The organism is Bizionia paragorgiae (assembly GCF_900107625.1).
Taxonomy (GTDB): Bacteria; Bacteroidota; Bacteroidia; order Flavobacteriales; family Flavobacteriaceae; genus Bizionia; species Bizionia paragorgiae.
On sequence record NZ_FNQK01000005.1, the window covers coordinates 70,012 to 93,518 of the forward strand.

Sequence of the window (23,507 nt, forward strand, 5' to 3'; positions counted from 1 at the left end):
AGATAGTTTCTACATTCGACATAAAAAAAGGATTTAACTAACGTTAAATCCTTTTTTTATATTTCATAGCTAATAGTGGTTTAATCCTATTGGGCGCGACGGCATGCGTCTAAATCACGTTGCATTAAAATATAATCATCTTTACATTTCTCTAAAGTTTCTTTATATTCTTGAATGGTGCTTTCGGTGTCTTTTAAGCTATTAAGTCTACTTTTAGCTTCTTGAATTTCTACGTGTAAGCTCACAATTCGAGTATACATATTGTAATTGTAAGTCGAGTCTTTAGTCGGAATTATTCCTTGTAAATCGACTAGCTTTTTACTTATAAGGGAATTGATATAGGTTCTGTGTGTGCCAGGAGCATCTAATGAGTCTAATAGTACTTTTACCTGGGTCATTTCATTAGAAAATTCTTTTTGAAAAGTTCTTTCTTTTTTGATGCCCTTTTCCTGTTCCTTAAGTAATTGATTTTCTTTTGTAGGGACTTTAAAATTAAAGAAAACAGCAACCACAATGGCTAATACAGTAACTATAAAAAGCAGTAAAAATTTTAAAAAACTATTTCTTCTCTCTTTGGTGTTTTTAGGCTTCATATGGTTTGGGGCTACGTGGTTATAATAACAAATATAACAAATAAATCAAATGGTTTATTATAAACTTAATAGGGGTTGAACTGTCATTTTAAATAAGTTTTGTCTATTGGAAGAAATTATGGAGGTTTAAAAGTATCCTTTTCCATAATGGCTTAATTAAACCTTTAAAAATAGAGCAGAGGCGTTTATTTGCCTAAAGCTATTCCCGGAATGGTAACGGCTATCGCTTTAAATTGTTCTATGACGCTTCCCATGCTATTGACCTGTGTGGTATCGGTTATGGTTATTTTACCTCCAATAGCACATAGGCACTCAGAGTCTTGGAATAGCCACTTTTTAGAACCACCTAAAGTCGATTTTTCTGAGGTCTTAGTCCATTGTTGTAATTGAGGAGTGCATGGTAAATAATCACTATTACTCGGTTTTAATTTGCATTTAGTAAAGGTTTTAGGGACTTGAACATCTCTATCGGTTGCTTTAAATTGGCCTTGGATTTTTACTTTTTTATTTTCAGTCACTAATAATTGTGCAGGCGTGAATCCTTGGTCACACTGTACGATTGCTCCGTCTAAAACATATTTTTTACTGCTCATTTCTTGTCTAAATTTATGGTTACTGTTGCTGTCCTGTTATAAAGATTGGATATAGAGAGGTCAAAGAGCAATTGTGACTGCGTAATGAGACCGATATCGGGTTCAATATGATAGGTGCCCTTGTAGTTGAAATGCAGGTCACACGGGGCGTTATTTGATGCTAATTTTCCAGCAAAATTGTTTAAAGCTTGAAGATCAAAATCAGGATGATTGGTGTCTAGTTCTGCTGTAGTACTGACTGTGACTTTCGAAAAATCTCTGTTTTGATTTGTAATTTCTTTTGTTTCAATAATAGGTAATGCAATGTTGTCTATAGCGTTGGGTATTGTTTTTTTTGTGATTAAGGCCCATGTGCTATTAAAATCATAATAATAAATGGCACTAAAGAGTGAATTAAAAAAAAGATCGTTTTTAAAATGCTCTTGTATATTAATATCCATTAACTGTTGGTCTAAAGAGTGAACTAATGGGCTAATATTATCGAACTCTTTTAATACAGTACCCCGAATCCTTTCCCATTGATCTCGTATCTGTTTCGTGTTCAAGATTTTTATTAGCTTAAAGTTTTTAGAGACTTCAATACTTAAATGATCATTAATTTTAGCGACTTCTAATGCTAGTTTCTCGACGGTATTCAGCGTTGTTTTTGCCGAGTTTTTTTCATTGAGTACATAGCGTTTATTAAAATTAAGATCAAATCTTAAGTGATTGTTTGTCGGACCTATAAAAGTTAAATCAAATAAAAGTCCAGTAGCAGTGCGAGTTGTTTTATTGTTTACAGTGACCTCATTACATATTTCAGCAGAATAATGTCGCGTAACACGTTCACCATTTAGCTTAAATATCGTTTTTGTATGTGGCGCTGTTTTGTTCATTTCCTAATGCTAATTATTTCAATCTGAAGGTTGTTTTTAAATATACTTCATATTTCTTTTTGATTACTCAGACTTCTTTAAATAGTCTTTGGTTTCAAAAATCTTAACTTTTGTTTTTTCAATAGGTATAGAATCGGAATCATTTTTTAAAACTATGGTCATTCCTCCATTGTATTTATCTACAGTCACTATGAGATCTAAATTTTTAGAAGTTGCCGTTCCGTTTAAAGAACTAAAGGCTTGTGTTATTTCAGCTTCATCAAACCATAATTTACTGCCGTATAGGTTGTTATCTTTGTCTTTCCAGTAAAGCTTTGCGTATTTTGGTAAGGCTAGGGGGTGATAGTCTTTTAGTATCGCATTCTTACCTGTAGTAAAAAGATGCTCACCGTTAACATAGTCAATAAACACTTCGTGGAAATTTTGTTCTTGGTCTTTTATTAAAACGGGTTTCCATGCGTAGCGCTTGCGGTAGGCGGTCCACTTACCAAAGGTAATGCCTTCTCGTTGTAGATATTGTTTTTTAGTGTCATCCAATCCTTCTAACCTGTTATTTACATAATCATTTCTTGAGATTACTGCTCCAGGAGCAAAGTCTTTCATAGCGACTTCAGTCTCTTTTGCTTGAAAATGGGCGACTTCAGTAGTTTTACCAGCGCCTATAAGCCAAATGCTTACCACGCCACCGGGAGCCATTCCACAAACAATTCCTGTGTAGGTGGTGTGTTGGTTCATCCTATTTAAAAACCCTTCTTCAAAGAGGTTTAATATTTTTTCTCTCGGTAAATCGAAATCCCCAGTGTAAAAGGTATTCTCTGTATACGATAGCCACGTCAGATTTAAACGATCGGGAATGGGTTTAACATCGTCTCCAACCACCCACATCGAGCCCTGTTTACCCCATCCATTTTGTACCGTCCTTCCGCCGTCAGGAATACTAGCGACGTGACTGTTATTTAAAAAAAAGGTGCCTGAATGTACCGCTATAGGGTAGTTTTCAGGAGCACTTTCTGTAGGTGACCAGTCATAAGATTTGTCTTTTTTAAACACGTTCATAGTAGAGGGTTTGGTTGTATTTGTGTTGTCTTTACAGCTCGGAGTAAAGAAGCTCACACAAGCAGTTAAACAGATAATTTTTAAAATTTTCATATTATCCTGGTTGAATTTGACGAGTTCGTACGCCATTATCTCTGTCGGGAGACATAGGCGCAATAACACCTAAGATACTGTTGTTGTAATGCGCAGAGAAATGAAAATACTGATTTCTTAAGGCTTTTAACATGACTTTATCTTCGGAAGAATCAAATGTAAATTGACCTTTTTTTTCATTAACATAGTGGTCTATACGCTCCTTAACTTCTGTTAATTTAACCGATTTATTTTCATTAACTATAGCGTATGAGTCTGTGATAAGAGATATATCGTATTTGACTTCTTTTTTTTCTGAATATTCGGCCATGACATGCATGGGAATATAACTATAACGGTTAGAAATGTTTTTTCTTTTAGCACGTAGAGATCCCCAAAATTTATTGACTTCAATTTGATGTGGTAAGTACCAGCCCATAGCAATAAGTTTTTGGCGTTCGTCTTCCATCTTTTTTAAAGACATACCGTAATCTAATGTTAGTTCTTCATCTTTTTCGTGTCTATAACCACCACCAATATCTGAATGAACACCGGGAAGAAACCGCTCTAATCCTTTACGTGCACTTTTAATATTTGTTAACCTGAAATTCTTACGATGTTCATCGGCGGCAGCTAGTTGAAACGTAAAACACGCTTTAGAGATGGCGTCTAAATGTAGTTCTTTGGTGTCGGAATCATGATTTAATCCGAAAGACGCAACGGTATCATACAATCCCACAAACCGCACTATAGGACCAAGTCTAAGACTAATTCCGTTTTTAACAAGTTCTTCTCCCAATACACCAAAATCCTCGGTGTATTTAGCTCCTAAATACTCATAAAGCCCTAGGCCATTGTTAACCTCTTTGTTAGCGCCTTTGCGTTGGAAGATCTCATGAATAAAATAGCGTGCTGCAGCAGCTCCTCGGCTAAATCCATAGGTGTCTATCGTTAATATATTAATATTGTGAACGCCATTTCGAGCTAAAAGTTCGGCGATCTTTTTACAACCTTTTTTTACCTTACCCTTAACACCTGTTACCCCTTTACCCATTGCGCTTCCCCAAGTGCTATCACCTTCATAATTTTCTGTGCCTATGCCTTCAATATACAATGAGAGTTGGATGTTTTTTTCTGTGTTTATTTTTTTATAAGCGGGCTCCATTCGAGATATGTTAGAGTGCTCGTTGTCATAACTTCCCGACTTTTTAAATGTATACCACGTATTGTAATGTTTAGCAGCTTCTTTGTCTTTAGTAGGATCACTATCGTCTTTTTCATACTCTTTTCGAGCGTTAACATTTTTCCTGTTATTTCGTGTGCCATCATAAAAAACACCAATCGTTACATTAACAAGATCTTCAGGAATTACTTCATCATATTCAGCATTGCAAACATTAACTTTACTCGTGTTAACGGTGATGCCGTTAAAAACCGTTCTAAAGTCTTCGGGATGAGATGGGGTTGGGGTTAAACGTATGGCCATAATCAATTAATTTATTCACCGTATTCTATAGTTTGTGCACTGGCAATACTTATTTTTCCTCCAGCATTGGTGGTGATTTCACCACTAGCATCAGTTGTTATTTCTTGAGCTTCCTGCTTGTAAGTTGCGCTAATAACCTTTATTTCTTCGGCGACGTGTTTATTTTCATTCATTGATGAAATGGTATGCGTTTCATTTATAGTCTCCGATTTATTTTGTCCTACAGAAATATCCAGATTTTCTTCAACATTAAACTGCATGTTTTTGGCATTAAAAGTCATGTTTTCTAAAGCCGTGACGGTAATGTTGTTGTTGGCTGTATCGATGGTGATGTGGTTACCTTTAACATCGGTTATTGTAATAAATTCACTGTTTTTAGTGTCGTTTAATTCTATAGTGTGACCACTTCGCGTTCTAATAGCTTTTATATTATTATCACCGTCTTTAAATGCATCTGCTTTACCAGAGCCATTATATAGGCTCCCTAGCATATAGGGTTGTTCTGCATTACCGGCTTCAAAGTCAATTAGCACTTCTTCACCTTGTTCTGGAATAAAATGAAACCCTTTGTCACCGCCAGCATGTGGTGTAACAATACGTATCCACGGAGTCATCTCTCCCGTACTTTTTTGCCAAGGAAATTGCACGCGAATACGTCCATATCCTTCGGGATCGGCATTTTCGATAACCGTGGCAGTTTGGCTTTCGCTTTTAGGAAATGCATTAATATTCGTTTTAGGATAAGCATCCCATTCGGCAGAAATAGCTAAAAACTGATTTTGGTAATCACCCGTTTCGTTGTTTGAATGCACTATACTAATTACGCGATAGCGAGCTCCTTCAATAGCTATAATACCTCCTAGTGTTACACCAGGATTATCACTAATCCCACTAAGTTGGACTTGATTAATTTCTATAGCCTTTTTTTGGTTTTCTATACTGTAATCCAAACGTTGTTTGACTGTTGGGTCGGTGTAAAGATTGTGCCAAACCGTAGATTCTTTTCTGAAAATAGCTTGTGCTTTATTGGAAACAAAACCATTATAACCGTTGCTGTTTGACGGAATCGTTTGTGATTGTTTCTGATGATTCTCGTGTAGCAGATAGTCGTTTGAAAAATAATTGTAGTTATTAGAAAGTGGTTTTAAACTCAGGTGATATTCTTTTAAGTCGAAACCGTAATTAAGAACTAATTCTTTGTTTTCCGGAGTTCCAAAAACAAGTTGAGTTCCGTTGTAATAAAACCATTCGCCATACTGAGCAGCAAGGCGACTCGTGTATTCAAAAGTACTTTCATTGTGTTGTACGGAGTACTGTAATGCCGAATTATTTTTAGGCTGGATTACAATATTGAGCTTCGATTTGTCGTAATCTTGAAATGACTTTTCTAGGATTTCAGATAGCGAGTGGTCGTTGAATGAGGTGTAATGCGGACCGTCATCGGCAAGGAAGGAGGGGCTTTGAGCTCGAATAATAACACTATCGCCAGAGCTAGCGTCATGGCCCTTAATTGTTTTTATTTCGGTAACTATACCTTTAAATTCTAAATTTTTATAGCCCGATAAGGTATCTAAGGAAGCTGTTTGTAGTGTGATTATTTCGCCTAAAAAATTCTTGCTAGCTTCTCCCAAGGTAGCAGATAGATTTTCTAGAACATCCATTCTACATACGACCTCTAAATCATGGTGGGCATCAATTTCTTGAAATAAAGAGATGCTTTTAAATGCAGTGATTTCTGTTTCAGCTACGCGTAGGGTAGTGGTATTTTGAAGTGCCATAATATTAAAATTTAAAAGAGATATATCGTATAAGTAACCAGGGGAAAACACGAATACAGCTACGCTTATACTTCATGATATAACTGATCTCACAGTAGTTTAGAGCCGCATAAATAATAGGTACGAAAAACTAATGTATGCTAGAGCGTGACGTATGCGTGATCGCAGTGTTTTTTAACTACTAAACTTTGTTGGGCCAATTATTCCTAAAAGTGGTGTCTTTAACCGTTAATTCTTTAGCAGAAATGACTAGACTGGTCTGTAAAGGCTCGTCACTAACAGCATCAAAATCTTCAACATATTTTAAGCAATAGGCGTCTTTAAAAATTATAGTTTTTAAACTCGATAGGTTATCACGTTTATAAAAAATAATTTCACCGCTTTTCACCATATTTGGAGAAATCATCCATTCTAGGAAGTCAGTTTTGTTAGTCGATTCAATAAGAATACTTATTTGGCCACCTTTGGGCCTTTGCGATGGTCGTCCTGTATTATCAGCCCCTTGTTCAAATGAGAAAGAGCATTTTAATACGTTCATACTTTCATCGTCTATAGTTAATTTTGATAAAAATGACATATTCGATCGGTTTTAGGGGGTTAAACAACAAAAGAAGTGCTACGAACACTTCCTTTGAATGAATATTAAGATAATGGATAGGTTATAAATTAAACCCAATCATTAACGTGTTCTCCGTTACCAATTGAAATACCTTTAGCAGAAATAACAAAGGTTTCAGCCATTGGGTTTTTATCCGTTGCGTCGAAGCTTTCGTGGTATTTAACCATGTAGCCTTCTTGGAACTTTAATTCTTTAGCAGTGGCCTCTGTATCTCTTTTTAGGAAGACAATAGAACCATCTCTACGCTCAAAATTGTTAAACATCCAGTCCGATAAACTCGTGTCTGCTGTAGATTCTACAGTTAATCTAATTTTACCACCTCTAGTGATAGATGAAGGTCTACCCGTGGCATCTGTTTCTTGGTGTAGTTCGTAAGAGCAATTCAATACATTGTACTCTCTTCCGCCTACTTTTAATTTTGCTTTAAATGACATAATAATTAAGATTTAATAATTAATAAAAAAATATATTTAAAAACCAATAATGGTATGACACTAAAGTAGATAAGTATTTCTTTTCTTACAAAATAAATGGATTGTTTTGGATAAAGTGAGGAGTAATCAAGATGAAATGCGTATTTTACCGATGAAATACAAATAATTAAGAATCAACACGTTGGCAGATGATAACATTGTCTTCTTTGATATTGTTTCCAGAGATGGTTTTAAGGAAATTAATGTGTTTAATGGAGCTCCACCAATTAGGTTTAAAATAAAAAATCCAACCTTGAGGTTCCATAGTCGCGTTGTCGATAAACTCAATTTTACTTTCAGGGTGTCTTTCGTTATAATCGTTGATAAAGAAGTAAAATAGTTTACCAAATTCCATAGCTTCTGGAGCCTTAACTCTAAAATTAGTCACATCATTAAGATGTTCTTGTTTCCTAAATTCGAAACTGATAACTAAAGGGTTTTCTAATTCTTTTGGTGTTGGATCTTTAATATTTTCACCCACCGGATATAGCCATTTTTTATAAACTGGCACAGGAATTAAAGTAGCAAAGATGTAGAGCTTGTAAAAAAGGAGTGGGGTTATAAACGCTGTTATCGATGCTAGAAAAATAAATTTATAATCGGGTCTAAAGATATTGACAACATTAAAAAAAGCAATGAGACCAATACATGCTACAACTACCGTAAATAAAAACTCGGTAAAGAAAGCTGTTTTATCTTGAGTAATGCCTTGAAAGTAATTTTTCATTACAAAGATATGCCCTACACCTAATAATAAAAAAAGGAGTTGAAAGCCTAAAAAACTATTTAGAGGCGTGTCGTTTAAGACTTTGTCTGAGCTTAATAAACCGACTAAAGCGAAGGTTATAAGGACTAAGATTAAATAGATAATGATACTTTTTTTATTTTGAGAAAATTGTTTTCTCAACTTAGTCATAAGCATCATAATTAATGCTCCGACAATAAAAAAGACAATACTAAGCTTAAATAAGTCTCCTTGAATGATACTACTAAATGAATTCATTTTTATGCGTTATAAACGTGTTGTAAGTCCTAAGCTAGAACTTTTATTTTTATTTAGAACAAAACCGTCCTTATTAGCAACACTATATTTAGTTTTAACATCGAGTTCCAAAGATATAAAATAACTATAAAAAGCTTCTAAGAACTTTTGTACACCATGATTACCACAAATAGTGTCAATGTCTTGAGTGGCTATTGGACCAATTTCTACTTCTAAATAGGGCTCTAAAATCTCGGTTTGTTTCGATTGTGTAATTAAATTAACTCCTAGTGTTAAAGGCTCTGTGGTTTCAGAACCTAATTCCGATTGGTATTTAAGCGTGAACTTAACACTATACTCTAAAATGTTTTCCAAGCTTAGTCGCGTTAACTCTAGGTCTCCAGAAATCTTAAAACAGTAAGGTAGGAGTTTAACTAGTTTTAATGCATACGCTTTAGGAATGTTTTTGTCTATTTTCCAGAAATCTATCAGAAACTCATCCTCTAAATCATAAAAATTTCTTAGAATATCACGTTCGTTGGCTTCAATATGTAATCTCTGGTTGAAAAATTCACTTTCTATCGGACTAAAAAAGCGTCTAGCTTCCTTTTCTTCTTCTTTGTAGCGTTTTCGTTTAAGCCTATAAGATAAATGTTTTTCATTTTCTTTATGGCCGTGAAATAATCCTTCAGGTAAACTATCATACAATCCATTTCGGGATAGGTTTAATTGTATGCCATTAGAATCATCTAAATAGGCGACATCGATAATATCTCTGCGGTATGATCGTGAAAATGAACTTTGATTTTGAACTAAAAAGTCAATGGTATTACTCGTGTTTTTCTGAACTTCGGTTACAATAATTTCAGCTTTTAAATTATCAAAAACTGAAATTAACTCTTCAAAAACACTGCTAAGTTCATCATTATTCATTTAGAAACGAATTAGTTATTACCTATTCTACGACCAGCACTAACTAGTTTTGATTTCCAATATTTATCGTTAAGATTACTTATTTTAACGCCTTTTTGTCCGTTTTTTCCTCGGTTGCTTGTAGAGTGAACAAACATATTATTATGTAAATATACGCCTACGTGGTTTACTACTTCTTTTTTATCCGGACCAGAAACGCCTCCAAAAAATAGCAAATCGCCTTCTTTTAAATAACTTGTGTCTCTAAATTTATCGGTATACTCTGAATTATATTGTTTCAGGGCAGTTCTCTCAATATATAACCCCAAAGTTTGGGTGTAAATGCGTTGCGTAAAGGAAGAGCAGTCAATACCATCTTTAGTTTCTCCACCATAAATATAAGTGGTTCCTAACCATTCGTCAATAAACTCGTATAGGGCTCTATTGCTTAACTCTTCGACCGGAGTGTCTAAGATTTCAGCAAATTTTAATTGGGCTTCTGTAAAAGGTTCTATATCGTCATCTGGCTCAACTACAACTGCAGCATCAATATAGTCTATGTCGACCGTGTTTTCCTTGCGTAGCTTTCGTTCTTGTTTGGCGATTTGTTTTTCCTTAGCTCTAAGTTCTTTTTTAATCGCTCGTAAACGCTTCTCTTCTAATTTTTGGGCTCTATTTCTTCTTTTAGCTTCCTCTTTGGTGATTTCAACAGTAACTTTATCTAAAACAATTTTTTGATCTTTATTAGCAGTGATTAAGAAAAATTTGGTTTCGTAATTCTCTTTTTCTACAGAGACCACATGTTCACCTAACGGAATTTCATTAGCAAAGCTAAAAACACCATTTTCGTTTGTTTTCGAAACTAAAGCCGTCCCTTCTATGGTAACAATGGCGTCGGCTACAGGGTTCTCTGTGCTTTCTTCTAAAACAACACTTTGTAATTCAGCATTTTGGGAATAACTCACTACACTAAAAAGAGAAATAACTGTATAAATAAATAATTTGTTCATGCTATATCATTTAATGTACTAAAATAAAAAAAAATATCAGTATTTAACGTTAAATGTCATCTGTTTTAGAAACGCATGCCGATTTGCAAAATAAAAAGTAATGTAAAGCTTTTCTGTCTAATTGATTTATTTGCGTATTTTTGGTTTAAACCCAAGTTATGAGTTCAGATTTTTTTTCTTTACCATTTAATTCAAAGGCTATTATTACGAATAAGGAGCATAATAAATGTGCAATAAAAGAATCTATTGCGCACTTTATACATTTACTAACAACCTCTTATTTCGGAGAGTGCACTTTTGATGAGACTTTTGGTTGCTCTATCTGGGATGTTGATTTCGACAATCTTTCGAGTGTGAATAAAATTAAAAGCGTGATTATAGATTCGCTTTACGACTCCATAAAAAACCATGAGCAACGCTTAAGTAATGTTAGCATTGAAGTGAGTATAAAACAAGAGGAAATTTCTGTTGTAAATAAAAATAACATGGTAAAAAAGAAGGTTTCTTTACGCGTAAAAGGGAAGGTAAAGAAGACCAATGAAGACTTTCTGTATAATGAATATTTTTATATAGGACCATTATCTTATTTTTAGTAGATTTTGAATAGCTAATATATTATGAGAGATAACAGTAAGGAGGAGATTAGAAATAGAATGATGAAGAATGCGGCTGCACTTTGGGGTGTGCCTGCTAATGAAATTGATATGTCTTTCGACCCCATTGTTGCCTTGCTGATTAGTGCATGTGCCGCCGAAATTGAAAAAATAGCTAGTGAAGTCGACGAATCGCAAACGCGGATTACTGAAAAAATAATTCAGTTAATGACCCCAGAGTTTGTATTTGGTGCGCGTCCAGCACACGCCGTCTTATATACTGAGCCTATAGATGGTGTTTTAAAAATTAAGCCTGAGTACCTGTTTTCTTTTAAAAAGAAAGTATCCTATAAAAATATAGCCGAAAACTTTAAAGACATTTACTTTTCTCCATTGCAAGAGTTTAATCTTTTAAATGGAACTTTAAAATATATTGCTACGGGAAATTCAATTTTTGAAGTAGATAGGACCAAGCAATTACAACCTGTTTTTAGCAATGGAAATTTACCCGAATCTACACTGTATTTGGGAGTTGAGACACATGAGCTATCAGAATCTCTAAAAGATATCTCTGTTTTTTTTGAACAGCAAGACACTAAAAATGACACGATGTTTTATCACCATTTAAAAAATGCTGAATGGTTTATAAATGGAGAGAAAATTAACACCCTTGCGGGGTTTTATAATAGTGAGAAACAAAACGAATTAAAATTGGATTCTATATTTAATAAGGTTTCTAATAAAACTTTTAACATTGAAGAACAGGTAAGAAATAACTATTCTAAACATTATGTTACTATAGCCGATGATATAAGAATTGAAGACTTTAAAAGATCTTCTTATAGGGAGTTGTCAACACTTATTTCCGATAACAAGATTAAGATTGAAGAGGGAGTTGCATGGATTAAAATTGTGTTTCCAAGAGTGGTAAATACTTCTATGTTAGAGACCGTGTTTACAAGCCTAAATGCGGTGCCAGTTATAAATAGAAAATTAAATAGCTTTACGTACCAGTTAAAAGAGTTTATAGATATTATTCCTATCACAACCGAAGATTTATTTTTAGACTTAAAAACCCTAACTAATACTTCAGGAAAATCCTATAAGCTTCAAAGTAAAGATGACTCTAGTAAACAGAAAGGTACTTTTATAGTAAGAGCCGATAATGTTGGTAAACTAGATCATAGAAAAGCGAAGGAGTATGTGACGCATTTAATTGAATTGTTAAAAGATGAAAGTGCTTCCTTTTCGTTTTTTAACAACGATTTTCTATTCAAAAACCTTAAAAACCTAAATCAATTAATAGCGCTATTAGAGAATAAAGTATCTGAAATTGCTCATCAAATAACAGAAACGACTTACATTTCTTTAACTCCGTTTAAAAAGAAAGAAAACCTTATCATTGAATATTGGACAACCAATGGAGTAGAAGCTAACGCTATTAAATCAGGGAGTGTTTTAAAGGTTTATAATGGTGTTGGTATAAAGCAAAAAAGCTCTGTTCTTTTAACCTCTAGTTTTGGAGGTAAAAGTAACTTAACTATGAACGAGCGTTTAAATGCTTACCGACGATCCTTATTATCTAGAGATCGCATCGTGTCGCGCGAAGATGCAAAAGCCTTGTGTTACGAAATGTATGACGATAAAATTAAAGCGGTTTCTGTAAGTAAAGGTTACACTAAAGATATCGATTTAAAGAAAGGATTGTTGCAATGTATAACCATCGAAATCACGCCTAATCCTAATGTTCAAACAAAACGTAGTGAATGGGAGGCTTTAAATAAAAATGTATTGTTATATTTAGAGAAACATTCGGTGAGTGTTTTTCCTTATATAATTAATATAATAGACTAATTTTATTGTAACTTTAAGTAAGCTCCTTTAAGCCGAAACTTTTAAAAGTATATTAAGAATGAGTACTCAACAAACTATTTCCAAACATCTCGATAAGTCTGTTATATGGCTTTTTGTTATTGTTTTTCTAATTTCTGCATCTGTTTTTGCATACCGCTATAAAAACTATAAAACGTGTGAGGATGTTGCTTTTACTGTAAAAGCTAAGGAGTTTAGGGTTGGGGAATTAATAAAATTTACAGACAACACAGATCAAGCTGCCAATTGGGAGTGGGATTTTGGGGATAGTACTGATGTTAAAACAAATAAAGAGGTACTGCATATCTTTAATAAAGAAGGTGAATATAAAGTCCGACTTTTAGTGAATAATATCTGTCAAGATGAAAAAACAGTGACTATTAAAGAGAAACTTTTTATTATAGATTCTACAAAACTTCCGGTGTTTAACGTGAAGAGTAGTATAGTGGTTGGGGAAACTTTAAACGTGGAAGATAAAACCAATAATGCCTCGACTTGGGAATGGCGCTTTGGTGAGACTACACGAGTAAATTCGGTAGAAAAACGTGCCAGTTACGTGTATAAAACTCCAGGATTAAAAACCATATCTTTAGTTGTTAACGGAGATGTAAAACACACCACAACGAAGCAAATAAACGTGTTACCTATCGAGAAAAAGGAAGAGCGAATAAGTGAGATTACAGGTACGAATAGGCGACTGGGTGATGGTATAAAAGCACGTCCCCTAGGTTATGAAGATAAAGATAAAGAAAAAACTAAAGATGAGCCTAGCGATAAACCTAAGGTTGTTCCGTTTATTGGTGACTCTCAGTTTATTAGTAAGTTAGAATTGGTTTCAAATAATAAGTTAGACGCTAATGCTTTTAAAGAGTATTTCTGCGGAGATATTAATAAAAACATTATTGTAAATGGTAAAAACACGAGTTTCTTGATATTCTGTGAAAAAATTAAAAATAAGAAACTGCGGATAAAAGACATTACTATTTATCGTGAAAAAGGATCTAATTGTATTAATACTGTAACTATTTCGCAAAACAAAATATTGGGCATTTTTTAAATATTACACCTTATGAATTCAAATAATTATAGAGTCAATTGGATAGATGGAATGAAGATTAATAAAAATCATTTTATAGCTTCAGAAAATGCACTAATTTCATCCCTTACAACAGCGACTAAATTAAATATTACGCCTTATAATTTTGGTCTACTACCCAGCTTCAACGACGGTAAAAACGGTATAGATGTCTCTATTTCATTAGATGGTCAAGACAGTATAGAGGTTGTTTTAAACCGTTGTGTTGCCGTGACTCTTGGTGGGCATCAAATACATCTTACCGAAGAGACAAAATCGCTATTAGAGCAGTCAGGGTATGTGTTAAAAAAGCAATACACGATTAATAAAGAGGATTTAGAATGGTATGTGGTTTTAAAAGTGGATCCTTTTAAAACGATACCTGTGGGTAATGCCGACCCCGATGAAGAACCACCTAGGCATCCTTTTACCTTACCATCTTACGCCTTAGATATTTTACCAAAATCTGAAACATCTAAAGAAATTATTGGCTTACATCATATTACTATAGGTAAAATTATTATGATAGACGAGCAACCTATGTTGTCTGAAGATTTTATTCCACCGTGTAGCTCTGTTCAAAGTCATAATGATTTAAAATTCACCTATACCGAATTGGGCGCTTTTTTAAATCAGATGGAAGCCTATTCCATGCATATTATTCAAAAAATACATCAAAAGAAGCAAACCAATGATTTGGCACATATGGTATTGCATCTGGCGCAACGTACGTTGCAATATTTAAATAATAATATTTCTCAATTTAGATTAGAAGATAAACACAACGCGCCCATTTTTATGATCTCGAAGCAGGTAAGCCTAGCGCGAACCATAAAAAGTAGCTTAGATGTTTATATCGGAACAGGTAAAGAGGATTTGTTAAACTACCTCACCGATTGGTGTGATTTAAATCAAGGAGCCTTCGAAAATGTACTTATAGATATGATAGACCTTGAGTATGTTCATACTGATATCAATTCTTCATTGTATAAAATATCGGCATTTACGAGGTTAATGTTGTCCTTATTTAAAAAGTTGAACGAGCTAGACTATATTGGTAAAAAATCGGACTCGAATATTTTTGTAAAAGAAGAAGTTGTAGAGAATCAAGAAGTGAAAAGTCGACGTAGCTTTTTATTAGACTAATAACACACTTGCCAACTATGAGTTTTTTAGCAAAATTATATATCAACGATGAAGTAAGAAACATCTTAAATGCAAATCAGGTGTTTTCAAGATTCGCAGATGTTAATGGCCGTCCCGTTACTAAACCCAAAGGTGGTCGTTTAAACTTAAGTATTGAATCGACTAAAAACGATAGCTTCTTCTATAACGCCATGTTTTCTCCTACCGAAAAATGTAAAGGGGAGATTGTGTTTTTTAAACGCGATGGCTTAAGTACTTTATATAAGATGGAGTTTGCCAATGCTTATGTGTTACAGTTATCCGAACATTTTGATGCCTCTGGTGATAGTCCGCTATATATGACTATTTCTATAGGTTGGGGTATTTTAAAAATGAAAGGTGTTGTTCATGAAGAAAATTGGAATCCTAATAATCCATTTATTAGCGTTGAAGAGACGGTTATATCTTCCCCAGAAAAAGAATTGATTCGGTATTTTGTAACCGATACCGATGGGAATGCGTTAGAATCCTATAAGTTAGGAGAGAAAATAGTTTTGAATATTGAAACTAAAAATAGAATTGGTGATGTGATCTCTATAGCCTTAAATGACAAGACGCATGATTTTAACTATAATGGAGAAGTTTTAAAAAATGATAAACTTACCAATTATACTATAGCGAATGATATGGAGAAAATAACACTAGAAGTTGTAAACGCACAATAAGCTTTAAAATTGAAATCTTATAGCTGTTTTATTCTCCAACAGGGACTTTTTTTAGGATGAGAATAATCAGGGTTAATTCAATTAATTAAATACAAACTCGGGTATTATTGGTGGCTCTAAATAATTAACACCCTCCATATTTCATGAAGCCCTCTAATCAACTTGCTGTAAAAACACTTTCTTTATCTTATGATTATAAATAAAAAAAGGCTAATATACCTGTGTATAAAAGCCTTTTCTGTGTGCTACTATTATGATATTATAATAAAAACATCACCCCAAATTTAGCTGTTTGGAAAAAGTTATTGATGATATTTAAATCAGCAGTTATGGTCTCAATAGGTTTTGATTCGTCTGCTTTACTCATCTTATAGTTATAGGTTACCAAATCAGAAAGTGTGAACGAGATTATAATATTTTGGTTCACAAAATAATTTAGACCTAAGCTTAAACCAGAATTAATAGTATTTATACCATCTAAATTATCGGTTATCCCTTCTCTATCTGTAATTGAGGTTTCTGTTAAGCCGTAAGTACCACCAATTTCTGTATAGCTAAAAAAGCGTTTGCCAATTTCTAAGAAATAATAACGGGCAAATATACCTCCAGCATAGGTATTTGATTCTACGTCAGCTTTAATATCTTGTTCTGTATATTTTGAAAGCGTATAATTTCCTTGTAAGCCTACCGCTAGGGCATCAGTTATAAAGTACCCTGCTTTTGGGTTTACTGAAAAATCGGTAGTTTTAATATCTATATTATGGTCATTGTGAGAAGAAAAACTCAGGTTACCCTCAATAAAAACTTCCTCCGGTAAAAAGCCAAAGGCATCATCATTGGGTGTTGTTGATTGTGCATTGGCTAAGAAAAAGCTGCTGCTAAGTAGGAGTGAAAATAATAGTTTTTTCATGATATAGATTTTAGGTAAAACAAATATAAAAAAAATGACTTATCAATACGCTTATTCTTAAAGAATTAACCCAAGTGCAAACAACGTCCTACAAAGCTATTGGTTATAGCCTAAAAGCATCACAGTGTTTTTACCACATCGTAACTAATCTCACTAAACGTATTAATAACACGGTCGGCTTGTGAGTAATCTTGGTTTTTAGAATTTAAACTGTCGTAACCTACACAGTAAATACCTGCAGCCTTAGCGGCTTTTATTCCATTTGTAGAGTCTTCAATAACAAAACACTCATTTCTTTTGACTCCCGCCGCTTCGGCAGCTTTTTCAAAAATTTCAGGATGTGGTTTAGAGGCTTTTAAATCGGCACCACTCAATTTGGCCTTAAAATAGCGATCCAATTCAAAACGCGTAAAAACATTGTTTATAGTGAAATGAGAGGCGGAAGAGGCTAAAATTAAGGTTAATCCGTTGTTGTAATAGTCTTGGATAAGCTCTAAAACTCCCGGTAACAATTGCAGACTAGGGTCCTTATGGAAAAGAGAGGTAAAACTGGTTCTTTTGGTTTGCACTAGATCTTCAGGGTTAGCGTCTAATTGAAACGTGTCGCAAAGTGTTTTACAAACGTTTAGTGTGGACTGGCCCGTAAACGACTCGTACATCGATTTGGAGACCTCTAAGTCATAGTGGTTAAACATCATATAGTAAGCCTTAGTATGTAAGGGTTCGGTATCTACAATAACCCCATCCATATCAAAAAGTACCACTTTAATCATATCAAAATAATTTTTAAAGCGCTAATATAATCACTATTTTGCTGCCTTGTAAATCTTATGATAAAGAATAACTGTATCCGGAAAAAAACAGTTAAATTCAGCTTTTGTAGTCAGCTTTTGTAGTCAGCTTTTGTAGTCAGCTTTTGTAGTCAGCTTTTGTAGTCAGCTTATGGTATATAGCGTTGTATTCGTTTTTTTAGTAGCTTTTGGCATCTTTGCATTCTCTAAATTGAAGCGCAAAGCAGTCGATCCCTTTCCAAAAGCATGGGGTCCTATTTTAGAGGCTGAAGTTCGCTATTACAACACCCTTTCTGAGGCAGAGCAACAGCGATTTAGAACACGGATGATGGCTTTTTTAAGTGAAGTACATCTTGAAGGCGTACAATTAGAATTGGAGGATTTAGATAAAATATTAATTGCAGCGAGTGCGGTAATTCCTGTATTTGGCTTTAAAGAATGGTATTATAATAATTTAAGTGGCATAATTCTATACCCCGATACCTTTGATGGCGATTTGCAGTTTAACTCTGAAAGTGACGATAGAAAAATCTTAGGGATGGTGGGAACTGGTCGTTTTGAAAATCAAATGATTTTGTCACGACGTGCTCTACGTCAAGCCTTTAAAAACGATACCGATAAGTTAAATACACCTGTTCATGAGTTTGTTCACTTAATAGATAAAATGGACGGAAATATAGATGGCATTCCAGAGCAGTTAATGGGGCGCGAGTATATTACCCCGTGGATGGAACTCATGTATAAAGAAATGGAGGCGATTAACAATGACGACTCCGATATAAGACAGTATGGAGGGGTTAGCAAAGTTGAATTTTTTGCTGTGGCCTCCGAGTATTTTTTTGAACGACCGGAACTTTTTAAAAAAAAGCATCCTGAGTTATACGCTATGTTAGTGTTATGTTTTCAACAAAAACCAAGTACAAAACGTAAAAATAAATGATAGAGGATTTAAAACACCATTATGCTTATCTTTTCGAGGACGAATTGCTAAAAGAAATACAAGCTGTAGGGCAGTTAAAAACATGTCCTGCAAACGATATTATTATGGATATTGGTCAGAAAGTCACCATGATACCTTTGGTTTTAACAGGGGCGATTAAAATTTTCAGAGAAGATACTAATGGCGATGATTTGTTGCTGTATTTTATAGAACAGGGAGACACTTGCGCTATGACCTTAACTTGTTGCTTGGGGGTTAAAAAAAGCGAGATTCGTGCTATTGCCGAAGTGGATACCACAGTATTAATGATTCCCGTGGAGTATATGAGTTTATGGATGACGCGTTATAAGTCATGGCAAAACTTTATTTTACAAAGCTACCATGAAAGGATGACCGAGCTACTAGAAGCTTTAGATTCCATTGCCTTTTTAAAATTAGATGAGCGTTTGTTAAAATACCTCCGCGATAAGGCTTTGGTAAATCGCAACGATACCATTCAGGTTACCCATCAAATTATTGCTCAGGACCTGCATTCCTCACGAGTGGTTATTTCTCGGTTATTAAAGACCCTAGAGAATGAAAAGAAAATAGAACTGAATAGAAATCAAATAAAAATTTTAGACTTGTAAGCGATACCTTAAAGATTAATAGGTTTTCGAAGGCTTCCTTACAACGCAATAAAATATGGAATTAACAACAGTTTTAGGTTATTTTGGTGCTTTAATCATAGGTCTAGTAATGGGGCTTATTGGAGGAGGTGGTTCTATTTTAAGTGTCCCCATATTTGTATACCTTTTTGCGGTTAATCCTATTGTAGCAACCTCTTATTCTTTGTTTATGGTCGGGGTGTCCTCAAGTATTGGTGCGTTTAAGAATTATAAACGCCATACTATAAACTTTAGAATAGCTTTCCTTTTTGCTGTCCCAGCATTTGTTGTTATCTATATAACACGCCGTTTTATATTACCAGAAATCCCTCATGAACTACTTACACTAGGAACGTTTACACTAACCAAAAGTGTTGCCATAATGATACTATTTGCTTTTGTAATGTTGTATTCCTCTGTGTTGATGCTTAAAGGAAAGAAAGGGCTTATAGAGCCGGAGGGACTTATGACTTATAACATTCCTAAAATTATATTTCAAGCCGCGGTTATAGGCTTTTTTACAGGGCTAATAGGAGCCGGTGGAGGCTTTGTTATTGTACCAGCCCTTATCGTTTTAGGAAACTTGTCGATGAAGCAGGCGGTGGGGACATCATTATTTATTATTTCAATAAATTCCTTAATCGGGTTTAGTGGTGATTTCGGTCATTTAGATATTGATTGGCCATTTTTAATTAGCTTTACGAGTATTGCTATTATTGGCATTTTAATAGGGACCTCGTTAGTACACCGTGTAGAAGGAGCTAATCTAAAAAAAGGATTTGGATGGTTTGTATTAGTAATGGGCCTCTTTATCTTACTAAAAGAGTTGCTTTAATAATGTAACTTATGTCACCTTCATTATGAAACATAAGTGTTATTTTTGCAAGAGTTAAAACTAGAATATCATGAAAATTGAACAAATTTACACAGGGTGCCTAGCACAAGGAGCCTATTACATAGAAAGTGAAGGGGAAGTTGCTATTATAGATCCCTTACGTGAAGTCGATAATTACATAGCCATTGCAAAAGACAATAAGGCGACCATAAAATACATTTTTGAAACTCATTTTCATGCCGATTTTGTTAGTGGGCATATTACGCTTTCAGAAAAAACGGGAGCTCCTATAGTTTACGGACCAACAGCAGCACCAAAATTTGATGCTATTATTGCTACCGACGGACAAGTGTTTCAGTTAGGAAAAATAACTATTACGGCCCTACATACTCCTGGGCATACTATGGAGAGTACAACGTATTTAGTGAAAGACGAAAACGGAAAAGATCACGCTATATTTAGTGGTGATACCCTGTTTTTAGGAGATGTCGGACGACCTGATTTAGCGCAAAAAGCTGCGGATATGACCATGGAAGATCTTGCAGGACTGTCTTTTGATAGTTTACGAAACAAAATCATGCCCTTGGCAGACGATGTAATTGTGTATCCAGGTCATGGAGCAGGTTCAGCTTGTGGTAAAAATATGATGAAGGAAACGGTAGATACCTTAGGGAATCAAAAGCAAATGAATTACGCTTTACGTGCCGATATGACTAGAGAAGAGTTTATTGAAGAAGTAACCGATGGTTTATTACCTCCACCGTCGTATTTTCCTTTAAATGTTCAAATGAATAAAGAAGGCTACGAAAATATAGACACCGTGATAAAAAAAGGAAGCAATGCATTGTCTCCTGAAGAATTTGAAACTGCAGCTAATACTACTGAGGCGCTTATTTTAGATGTACGCCACCAGTCAGAATTTATAAAAGGACATATTCCTCGTTCTATATTTATAGGTTTACAAGGCGGATTCGCGCCGTGGGTTGGTGCCTTAATTCAAGATGTAAAACAGCCGTTATTACTGGTTGTGGAACCCGGAAAAGAAAAGGAAGCCATTACACGTCTGTCTCGCGTAGGTTTTGATAATACTATAGGGTATTTAGAAGGTGGTATCGACGCTTGGAAAGCATCCGAAAAAGAAATGGATACCTTAGATTCTATTTCTGCTGAAGAATTTAGAAGACGTTTAGAAACCGATGATATTCCTGTGTACGACGTAAGAAAAGAAGGGGAGTTTATCGCTGGTCATATCGATATAGCAAAATCGACACCCTTAGATTTCTTAAATGATTATTTAGGTGAGTTTCCTAAAGAGGAACCATTCTATGTGCACTGTGCAGGAGGGTATCGCTCGGTAATTGCGGCTTCCATATTAAAAAGTAGAGGCATTCATAACTTAGTAGATGTTGCTGGTGGTATGGGAGCTATTAAAAAGGCAGGGATACCAACTACGGACTTTGTTTGTCCTACAACTTTAAATAAATAAAAATACAATTTATATGGAATATTTATATAGCCCATGGCCATGGTATGTGGCGGGGCCTTTAATTGCTGGTACCATGTTATTACTTACTTTAATGGGTAAGAAATTTGGTATGTCATCCAACTTAAGAACCTTATGTTCTATTGGTGGAGCAGGTCGGTTTGTCGATTTTTTTAGATTTGATTGGAAAAAAGACCAATGGAATTTATGGATTGTGGTAGGGGTGATTGCAGGTGGCTTTGTAGCCCTTCAATTTTTAAGTCCTGAAGCACCACAAATAAATGAAGATGTCGTAGAGCAGCTTGAAACTTTGGGTATACATAGTACCAATACGAGCTTTGTGCCTACCGAGTTGTTTAGCTTAGACGCTTTATTAACCCTTAAAGGCTTTTTAATTATACTCGTAGCTGGCTTCCTAGTAGGTTTTGGTGCGCGTTATGCCGGAGGGTGTACTTCTGGTCATGCCATTTCTGGCTTAAGTAATTTTCAAGTCCCTTCTCTAATCGCTGTCGTAGGTTTTTTTATTGGCGGATTGGTTATGGTACATTTAATTTTCCCTTTACTATTTTAAGATGAAAAAAGTTATAGCATATTTAGCAGTTGGATTTTTCCTTGGCGTTCTTTTTATTAAGTCAGAAGTCGCTTCGTGGTTTCGTATTTATGAAATGTTTCAGTTTAAGAGTTTTCATATGTACGGCCTAATGGGAACGGCAGTAGTTATAGGAATTATTGGTGTTCAGTTAATAAAACACAAAAAAGCAAAAGACTTTTCGGGTCAGCCCATTTCGATTGCCGATAAAGATCGCAGTATTGCGCGTTATTTAATTGGTGGTACCTTATTCGGTTTAGGATGGGCTTTAGCTGGCGCTTGTCCAGGACCTATGTTTGTGCTTATCGGAACAGGTTTTGTAAGTGTACTGGTTCTTATTTTTGGTGCGCTTTTAGGAACATTCGCCTATGGCGCGTTGCGTTCTAAATTACCGCATTAAACAATCCGTTTTCTTATAAATCACGCCGTAAAGTACGGTGTAAGGATGTGCGTTTTATGCGACTAAGAATGGAGGCGATTAATAACATAACGCAAACATATTAAAGACGTGTAACATTAAATTTAAACCGTATTATGGCTAAATTTTCAGAAATTATAAATAAAGATAAACCCGTATTAGTCGATTTTTTTGCGACGTGGTGCGGACCATGTCAAACCATGGGGCCAGTTTTAGAACAGGTTAAAGAAGCCTTAGGTGATGAGGTGTCTATCTTAAAAATTGATGTCGATAAAAATCAAGCCCTAGCTTCCAAATTTCAGGTGCGTGGTGTACCCACGTTTATTCTGTTCAAGAACGGACAGCAAGTGTGGAAACAGTCGGGAATCATCCAGAAAAGAGAACTTATTCAAGTCATACAATCAGCGTAATGGAGTTGTCGGCAGACTATTGGAACAACCGCTATAAGCAGGAAGATATAGGCTGGGATTTAGGCCAAGTATCACCGCCTTTTAAAGCGTATTTTGATCAATTACCAGAAGCGTACAAGTCAAAATCTATTTTAATTCCTGGTGGCGGACATGCCTATGAAGCCGAATACCTTCACCATTTAGGATTTAAAAAGGTGTTTGTTGTCGATGTGTCACAAACGGCATTAGCGCAATTTACAGCGCGGGTACCAAACTTTCCGCAGGCGCACTTATTACATCAAAACTTTTTTGAACTGGAAGCAAAGTTCGACCTTATTATCGAGCAAACGTTTTTCTGTGCTTTAGATCCCACATTACGTCCGCAATATGCACGTAAAATGAATGCCTTGCTAGAAAATAACGGTGAACTCGTGGGTCTCCTATTTAATTTTCCCTTAGCGTCAACCCAACCACCATTTGGAGGAGATATAGGCGAATACCGGTCGTATTTTCAACCTTACTTTACAATACATACCTTAGCGCCTTGCTATAACTCGATAGCTGCAAGAGCAGGGAAGGAGTTGTTTTTTAGATGTAGCAAGCAGGCTGTATAACACCAGATCAATAAGATCGGTTTTTAAGTATTTCAATAAAAAACGCTCACTT

Annotated in this window: 26 protein-coding genes; 13 read left to right on the forward strand and 13 right to left on the reverse strand. The window is 35.0% G+C overall.

Going from position 1 to position 23,507, the window contains the following annotated elements; all coding sequences use genetic code 11:
* Positions 1-86 precede the first annotated feature (86 nt).
* From BLV64_RS04620 to BLV64_RS04670, 11 genes are all read right to left on the reverse strand, one after another.
* A complete protein-coding gene (locus BLV64_RS04620) occupies positions 87-593 on the reverse strand; it encodes a type VI secretion system transmembrane protein TssO (RefSeq protein WP_092133023.1) in 507 nt (168 codons plus the stop codon).
* Between the two features lie 185 nt (positions 594-778).
* A complete protein-coding gene (locus tag BLV64_RS04625) occupies positions 779-1,186 on the reverse strand; it encodes a PAAR-like protein (protein ID WP_092133024.1) in 408 nt (135 codons plus the stop codon).
* Entirely contained in the window at positions 1,183-2,061 is an 879-nt protein-coding gene (locus BLV64_RS04630; protein ID WP_092133025.1) for a hypothetical protein, read from the reverse strand. Before BLV64_RS04630 ends, BLV64_RS04625 begins: the two co-directional genes overlap by 4 nt.
* 63 nt (positions 2,062-2,124) lie before the next feature.
* Complete coding sequence (locus tag BLV64_RS04635; RefSeq protein WP_245705870.1) at positions 2,125-3,117, reverse strand: DUF2931 family protein; 993 nt, start codon at positions 3,115-3,117, stop codon at positions 2,125-2,127.
* Between the two features lie 94 nt (positions 3,118-3,211).
* Positions 3,212-4,675: a T6SS phospholipase effector Tle1-like catalytic domain-containing protein gene (locus BLV64_RS04640; RefSeq protein ID WP_092133027.1), complete on the reverse strand. Its 1,464-nt coding sequence runs from the start codon at positions 4,673-4,675 to the stop codon at positions 3,212-3,214.
* Between the two features lie 11 nt (positions 4,676-4,686).
* Entirely contained in the window at positions 4,687-6,453 is a 1,767-nt protein-coding gene (locus BLV64_RS04645) for a type VI secretion system Vgr family protein (RefSeq protein WP_092133028.1), read from the reverse strand.
* 181 nt (positions 6,454-6,634) lie between these two features.
* Positions 6,635-7,030, reverse strand: coding sequence for a type VI secretion system tube protein TssD (gene tssD, locus BLV64_RS04650; RefSeq protein ID WP_092133029.1), 396 nt, complete (start codon positions 7,028-7,030; stop codon positions 6,635-6,637).
* Positions 7,031-7,119: 89 nt separating this feature from the next.
* Complete coding sequence (gene tssD / locus BLV64_RS04655) at positions 7,120-7,506, reverse strand: type VI secretion system tube protein TssD (RefSeq protein WP_092133030.1); 387 nt, start codon at positions 7,504-7,506, stop codon at positions 7,120-7,122.
* Between the two features lie 166 nt (positions 7,507-7,672).
* Positions 7,673-8,548 carry a TssN family type VI secretion system protein gene (locus BLV64_RS04660; RefSeq protein WP_092133031.1) on the reverse strand — a complete coding sequence of 292 codons (876 nt, stop codon included), beginning with the start codon at positions 8,546-8,548 and terminating at the stop codon, positions 7,673-7,675.
* Between the two features lie 9 nt (positions 8,549-8,557).
* Entirely contained in the window at positions 8,558-9,460 is a 903-nt protein-coding gene (locus BLV64_RS04665; protein WP_092133032.1) for a hypothetical protein, read from the reverse strand.
* Positions 9,461-9,471: 11 nt separating this feature from the next.
* Positions 9,472-10,449: an NlpC/P60 family protein gene (locus tag BLV64_RS04670; protein WP_092133033.1), complete on the reverse strand. Its 978-nt coding sequence runs from the start codon at positions 10,447-10,449 to the stop codon at positions 9,472-9,474.
* Positions 10,450-10,607: 158 nt separating this feature from the next.
* Here BLV64_RS04670 and BLV64_RS04675 point away from each other — a divergent pair, with 158 nt between their 5' ends.
* Genes BLV64_RS04675 through tssD (BLV64_RS04695) form a run of 5 tightly spaced genes read left to right on the forward strand, consistent with a single transcriptional unit; the run spans position 10,608 to position 15,839 of the window.
* Positions 10,608-11,042 (forward strand): GPW/gp25 family protein, encoded by a 435-nt coding sequence (locus BLV64_RS04675; protein ID WP_092133034.1) that lies wholly within the window; start codon positions 10,608-10,610, stop codon positions 11,040-11,042.
* 24 nt (positions 11,043-11,066) lie between these two features.
* Positions 11,067-12,896 (forward strand): type VI secretion system baseplate subunit TssF, encoded by a 1,830-nt coding sequence (locus BLV64_RS04680; RefSeq protein ID WP_092133035.1) that lies wholly within the window; start codon positions 11,067-11,069, stop codon positions 12,894-12,896.
* 58 nt (positions 12,897-12,954) lie between these two features.
* The gene (locus tag BLV64_RS04685) at positions 12,955-13,971 is read left to right on the forward strand and encodes a PKD domain-containing protein (RefSeq protein ID WP_092133036.1); all 1,017 of its coding nucleotides are present in this window, start codon (positions 12,955-12,957) and stop codon (positions 13,969-13,971) included.
* Between the two features lie 12 nt (positions 13,972-13,983).
* Positions 13,984-15,135 carry a hypothetical protein gene (locus tag BLV64_RS04690; protein WP_092133037.1) on the forward strand — a complete coding sequence of 384 codons (1,152 nt, stop codon included), beginning with the start codon at positions 13,984-13,986 and terminating at the stop codon, positions 15,133-15,135.
* Between the two features lie 17 nt (positions 15,136-15,152).
* Positions 15,153-15,839: a type VI secretion system tube protein TssD gene (gene tssD / locus BLV64_RS04695; protein ID WP_092133038.1), complete on the forward strand. Its 687-nt coding sequence runs from the start codon at positions 15,153-15,155 to the stop codon at positions 15,837-15,839.
* 259 nt (positions 15,840-16,098) lie between these two features.
* Here the strand turns inward: tssD (BLV64_RS04695) and BLV64_RS04700 are convergent, their stop codons facing one another.
* A complete protein-coding gene (locus tag BLV64_RS04700; RefSeq protein WP_092133039.1) occupies positions 16,099-16,749 on the reverse strand; it encodes an outer membrane beta-barrel protein in 651 nt (216 codons plus the stop codon).
* Between the two features lie 119 nt (positions 16,750-16,868).
* Entirely contained in the window at positions 16,869-17,522 is a 654-nt protein-coding gene (locus BLV64_RS04705; protein ID WP_092133040.1) for an HAD family hydrolase, read from the reverse strand.
* 169 nt (positions 17,523-17,691) lie between these two features.
* Between BLV64_RS04705 and BLV64_RS04710 the strand changes: the two genes are divergently transcribed.
* From BLV64_RS04710 to BLV64_RS04745, 8 genes are all read left to right on the forward strand, one after another.
* Positions 17,692-18,480: a M90 family metallopeptidase gene (locus tag BLV64_RS04710; RefSeq protein ID WP_092133041.1), complete on the forward strand. Its 789-nt coding sequence runs from the start codon at positions 17,692-17,694 to the stop codon at positions 18,478-18,480.
* Positions 18,477-19,109, forward strand: coding sequence for a Crp/Fnr family transcriptional regulator (locus tag BLV64_RS04715; protein ID WP_092133042.1), 633 nt, complete (start codon positions 18,477-18,479; stop codon positions 19,107-19,109). The genes BLV64_RS04710 and BLV64_RS04715 overlap by 4 nt, the downstream gene beginning before the upstream one ends.
* Before the next feature lie 55 nt (positions 19,110-19,164).
* Positions 19,165-19,962 carry a sulfite exporter TauE/SafE family protein gene (locus tag BLV64_RS04720; protein ID WP_092133043.1) on the forward strand — a complete coding sequence of 266 codons (798 nt, stop codon included), beginning with the start codon at positions 19,165-19,167 and terminating at the stop codon, positions 19,960-19,962.
* 70 nt (positions 19,963-20,032) lie between these two features.
* Positions 20,033-21,448, forward strand: a complete 1,416-nt coding sequence (locus BLV64_RS04725; RefSeq protein WP_092133044.1) for an MBL fold metallo-hydrolase — start codon at positions 20,033-20,035, stop codon at positions 21,446-21,448.
* 13 nt (positions 21,449-21,461) lie between these two features.
* A complete protein-coding gene (locus BLV64_RS04730) occupies positions 21,462-22,016 on the forward strand; it encodes a YeeE/YedE family protein (protein ID WP_092133045.1) in 555 nt (184 codons plus the stop codon).
* Between the two features lies 1 nt (position 22,017).
* Positions 22,018-22,434: a DUF6691 family protein gene (locus BLV64_RS04735; protein WP_092133046.1), complete on the forward strand. Its 417-nt coding sequence runs from the start codon at positions 22,018-22,020 to the stop codon at positions 22,432-22,434.
* A 134-nt stretch (positions 22,435-22,568) separates the two neighbouring features.
* Positions 22,569-22,862, forward strand: a complete 294-nt coding sequence (gene trxA, locus BLV64_RS04740) for a thioredoxin (protein ID WP_092133047.1) — start codon at positions 22,569-22,571, stop codon at positions 22,860-22,862.
* The gene (locus BLV64_RS04745) at positions 22,862-23,455 is read left to right on the forward strand and encodes a methyltransferase domain-containing protein (RefSeq protein WP_092133048.1); all 594 of its coding nucleotides are present in this window, start codon (positions 22,862-22,864) and stop codon (positions 23,453-23,455) included. The genes trxA and BLV64_RS04745 overlap by 1 nt, the downstream gene beginning before the upstream one ends.
* The last annotated feature ends 52 nt before the right edge of the window (positions 23,456-23,507 follow it).

Bases quoted from the DNA above. Each gene is read 5' to 3' on its own strand.
- BLV64_RS04620 (WP_092133023.1), bottom strand. From the start codon at position 593: ATGAAGCCTAAAAACACCAAAGAGAGAAGAAATAGTTTTTTAAAATTT.
- BLV64_RS04625 (WP_092133024.1), bottom strand. From the start codon at position 1,186: ATGAGCAGTAAAAAATATGTTTTAGACGGAGCAATCGTACAGTGTGAC.
- BLV64_RS04630 (WP_092133025.1), bottom strand. From the start codon at position 2,061: ATGAACAAAACAGCGCCACATACAAAAACGATATTTAAGCTAAATGGT.
- BLV64_RS04635 (WP_245705870.1), bottom strand. From the start codon at position 3,117: ATGAACGTGTTTAAAAAAGACAAATCTTATGACTGGTCACCTACAGAA.
- BLV64_RS04640 (WP_092133027.1), bottom strand. From the start codon at position 4,675: ATGGCCATACGTTTAACCCCAACCCCATCTCATCCCGAAGACTTTAGA.
- BLV64_RS04645 (WP_092133028.1), bottom strand. From the start codon at position 6,453: ATGGCACTTCAAAATACCACTACCCTACGCGTAGCTGAAACAGAAATC.
- tssD (WP_092133029.1), bottom strand. From the start codon at position 7,030: ATGTCATTTTTATCAAAATTAACTATAGACGATGAAAGTATGAACGTA.
- tssD (WP_092133030.1), bottom strand. From the start codon at position 7,506: ATGTCATTTAAAGCAAAATTAAAAGTAGGCGGAAGAGAGTACAATGTA.
- BLV64_RS04660 (WP_092133031.1), bottom strand. From the start codon at position 8,548: ATGAATTCATTTAGTAGTATCATTCAAGGAGACTTATTTAAGCTTAGT.
- BLV64_RS04665 (WP_092133032.1), bottom strand. From the start codon at position 9,460: ATGAATAATGATGAACTTAGCAGTGTTTTTGAAGAGTTAATTTCAGTT.
- BLV64_RS04670 (WP_092133033.1), bottom strand. From the start codon at position 10,449: ATGAACAAATTATTTATTTATACAGTTATTTCTCTTTTTAGTGTAGTG.
- BLV64_RS04675 (WP_092133034.1), top strand. From the start codon at position 10,608: ATGAGTTCAGATTTTTTTTCTTTACCATTTAATTCAAAGGCTATTATT.
- BLV64_RS04680 (WP_092133035.1), top strand. From the start codon at position 11,067: ATGAGAGATAACAGTAAGGAGGAGATTAGAAATAGAATGATGAAGAAT.
- BLV64_RS04685 (WP_092133036.1), top strand. From the start codon at position 12,955: ATGAGTACTCAACAAACTATTTCCAAACATCTCGATAAGTCTGTTATA.
- BLV64_RS04690 (WP_092133037.1), top strand. From the start codon at position 13,984: ATGAATTCAAATAATTATAGAGTCAATTGGATAGATGGAATGAAGATT.
- tssD (WP_092133038.1), top strand. From the start codon at position 15,153: ATGAGTTTTTTAGCAAAATTATATATCAACGATGAAGTAAGAAACATC.
- BLV64_RS04700 (WP_092133039.1), bottom strand. From the start codon at position 16,749: ATGAAAAAACTATTATTTTCACTCCTACTTAGCAGCAGCTTTTTCTTA.
- BLV64_RS04705 (WP_092133040.1), bottom strand. From the start codon at position 17,522: ATGATTAAAGTGGTACTTTTTGATATGGATGGGGTTATTGTAGATACC.
- BLV64_RS04710 (WP_092133041.1), top strand. From the start codon at position 17,692: ATGGTATATAGCGTTGTATTCGTTTTTTTAGTAGCTTTTGGCATCTTT.
- BLV64_RS04715 (WP_092133042.1), top strand. From the start codon at position 18,477: ATGATAGAGGATTTAAAACACCATTATGCTTATCTTTTCGAGGACGAA.
- BLV64_RS04720 (WP_092133043.1), top strand. From the start codon at position 19,165: ATGGAATTAACAACAGTTTTAGGTTATTTTGGTGCTTTAATCATAGGT.
- BLV64_RS04725 (WP_092133044.1), top strand. From the start codon at position 20,033: ATGAAAATTGAACAAATTTACACAGGGTGCCTAGCACAAGGAGCCTAT.
- BLV64_RS04730 (WP_092133045.1), top strand. From the start codon at position 21,462: ATGGAATATTTATATAGCCCATGGCCATGGTATGTGGCGGGGCCTTTA.
- BLV64_RS04735 (WP_092133046.1), top strand. From the start codon at position 22,018: ATGAAAAAAGTTATAGCATATTTAGCAGTTGGATTTTTCCTTGGCGTT.
- trxA (WP_092133047.1), top strand. From the start codon at position 22,569: ATGGCTAAATTTTCAGAAATTATAAATAAAGATAAACCCGTATTAGTC.
- BLV64_RS04745 (WP_092133048.1), top strand. From the start codon at position 22,862: ATGGAGTTGTCGGCAGACTATTGGAACAACCGCTATAAGCAGGAAGAT.